Annotated in this window: 2 protein-coding genes, 1 tRNA gene and 1 pseudogene; 3 read left to right on the top strand and 1 reads right to left on the bottom strand. The window is 49.2% G+C overall.

The annotated features are described in order from the left end of the window. Window positions 1-72: 72 nt before the first annotated feature. A complete protein-coding gene (locus JRG72_11720; protein MBW2135872.1) occupies window positions 73-285 on the top strand; it encodes a tyrosine-type recombinase/integrase in 213 nt (70 codons plus the stop codon). An 82-nt stretch (window positions 286-367) separates the two neighbouring features. On the opposite strand, the gene JRG72_11725 is transcribed toward JRG72_11720, so the two are convergent. After that, window positions 368-455: transfer RNA gene (locus tag JRG72_11725), tRNA-Leu, on the bottom strand. Window positions 456-990: 535 nt separating this feature from the next. Here JRG72_11725 and JRG72_11730 point away from each other — a divergent pair. After that, window positions 991-1956, top strand: a complete 966-nt coding sequence (locus tag JRG72_11730) for a hypothetical protein (GenBank protein ID MBW2135873.1) — start codon at window positions 991-993, stop codon at window positions 1954-1956. Window positions 1957-2009: 53 nt separating this feature from the next. Beyond that, window positions 2010-2489, top strand: a pseudogene (locus JRG72_11735) (phenylacetate--CoA ligase). The last annotated feature ends 117 nt before the right edge of the window (window positions 2490-2606 follow it).

The raw sequence follows: 2606 nt of genomic DNA on the forward strand, positions 1-2606 counted from the left end.
TAGTCGCTGCCTCCGTATAAGGTGTTGTTATCCTTGATTATAGCACCTTTTAGGCTCTAAGGACAGCACTTTTTGGGGGTCTCAAGTAAAGAGTTTTTCAACAGCCTGCTAAGACACGCCGAGGCTTCACTGATGGATAATCATAATGTTCCCATCGGAGCAATCCAGCGGATTTTGGGGCATGAGAATCGTACTACTACTGAAATATATCTTCATCCTATGGAGGATCCGGAGCGCCTGGCGATGATGGTCTTTGAGCAGGCCAGCGAGACAAACCATGGGTGAAAGTCTCAAACAGAGTCTCAAACCACCATGAAAGAAGGTTTAGGTCAATTTACCTAAAACCTGAGTAAATTAGTGAATTTATTGGTGCCTGGGGCCGGATTTGAACCGGCACGGGGATAAACCCCGAGGGATTTTAAGTCCCTTGCGTCTACCACTTCCGCCACCCAGGCTGAGGTTGTCTTAGTTGAATATTTTTTAGGGAGATCATTAAATAACTTGGGGTCAGGAAGACCAGCCGATCTCATGCTTTCCTGACCGAGCACTCGGCTTTTCAGGGGAAATATATTAAATTTCCTGAAAAAATTCAAGCCTTGTTGGCCTTCCATTTTTAATTCTGGCATTTTTCTGATTGGCAGGCTAGGACAGGTCCTAAGAACAGTCCCAGTCCTCTCAACATCAGACTTCACGTTAACCCTGCCCATATGCAAAAATTAAATCCCCTACAGGGTGCAATTCCATGACCGTCAGACCCATTTCCTCACCCTGGTGATTTTTAAAATATCTATTATCATTGAATAAAACAATATATTGAATGCAGTTCATTTCCTCCTCGGGTACCGCCCCTGGCTGGACTTTGGTTAAAGGCATGGAATTAACTACGACGGCTGGCAACCAAATTGCTTAATAATTATATGAAATGATCTGGATTACTTGAAGCAATTCTAAGGTTAATTTGAGGGGAAGGTTTCTTACCCAGGGAAAACCATGCAGGAATTTGGCCCGGAAAGTTGCCACCATAAAGATTGCTGGAACGGGTTAGCAGCCGAAGAAAAGCTGGACCGGGCCCTAGTGGCAGGTTTAATTCTGGAAGTGATGCTGGAGACCCCCCAACTTCCGGCCAACACCAAGGCTCGGATGCAGTTGATCAAATCACGCCTCAAGAATTACCTGGTGCAACATCTGGCCGGCAAGGTGACCCTGGACCGTTTCCGGACCCTGAACCAGCGGTTGGAACAGTGGTTTGAGTATTATTATCCGCTATTAGACCATGATCCTGGTGAGGGCCGACCCTCTTACCAGGTCAAAGAGCCGGTGGCGGAATATAATCTGGCAATGAAAAAAAGTTATCCTGCTCGATCTCGCCAGGTCTTTCTGGAGGAGGTGTTAGATCGCTGGTTGGAGGCGCTCCGGCCTAATTTGCCGTATCGCCGCCATCGTAAGCTCAGTCTAAAAAAACTCAAGGAATTTTTACAACAGAGCGCCGGAGGCTGGTTTCGGTTGGGGGAATTTGAGAGATATTTTGGTTTGGATCGAAAGACCGCCTGGGACTATTTACAACAATTTCTGCAAGTCGGGCTTCTTTGCCATAATCGCAAAAAGTCGGCCGCAGTGCGCTATTGTGTGGCCCCGCAGGTGCTGAAGGTGGAGGCAGATGTCCTTCGCCTGGCCCTCAGTATGGTCCTACCCGATTGGAAGGAGGAAGCCGTCGAGCAGTTGGGCAATCTGCTAATTGCCACCGGCGGGGAACCTTTTCGTAAAGATGAATGGGAGAAACATTGGCCACCGGAACAATTAGAGAATCTCCTGGCGGAACTGATAGCCCACGACATTTTGAGTCTGCAATTAGCCCCTTCCGGAGTCCAGGCAGTTCGCCTCCAGGACCGATGGTTACAGACTGAGACCCCAGTCAACCCCGATATTGACCGCCATATTTTGCTTGACGGTGATTAGGCCTTTTGCTAAATACTGCAAGATTATCATTTGGAGGAAAGGTCTGCCAACCAATGATTTTTAATGAAGAATTCGAAACCTTACCCCGAGATGCCTTGGAAGCTATCCAACAGCGGCGACTGCGGGCCCTGGTGGATCGGGTCTATGCCCTGGTCCCGGCTTACCGGCAAAAATTTGAAGCGGCCGGAGTCAGACCCGGAGATATTAGAACCCTGGATGATTTGCGCCGGCTGCCTTTCACCACTAAACAGGATTTGCGGGACAACTATCCCTTTGGCATGTTTGCCGTGCCCATGGAACAGGTCGTTCGCATCCATGCCTCGTCCGGAACTACCGGCAAACCGACGGTAGTGGGATACACTCAGCGGGATGTCCAGACATGGTCGGAACTCGTGGCCCGCACTTTGGCCGCAGCCGGAGTGCATCGCGGCGACATTATTCACAATGCTTATGGCTATGGCCTGTTTACCGGCGGACTGGGTTTTCATTACGGGGCCGAACGCTTAGGGGCCTCGGTGATCCCGGTTTCCGGGGTCTCCGGAGATTATCAGTCAAGAGAATAATTATTAATGATATTAGACTATTAACTTTTTTTGTCGTCACTACAATATGGGGTCTTGCAGATTTTGGTGATGGGGCGGGGGCACCTC

The sequence above is a fragment of the Deltaproteobacteria bacterium genome (assembly GCA_019309545.1).
Taxonomy (GTDB): domain Bacteria; phylum Desulfobacterota; class Desulfobaccia; order Desulfobaccales; family Desulfobaccaceae; genus Desulfobacca_B.

Excerpts from the sequence above, each read along its gene's own strand:
- JRG72_11730 (MBW2135873.1), top strand. The coding sequence starts at position 991 with ATGCAGGAATTTGGCCCGGAAAGTTGCCACCATAAAGATTGCTGGAAC.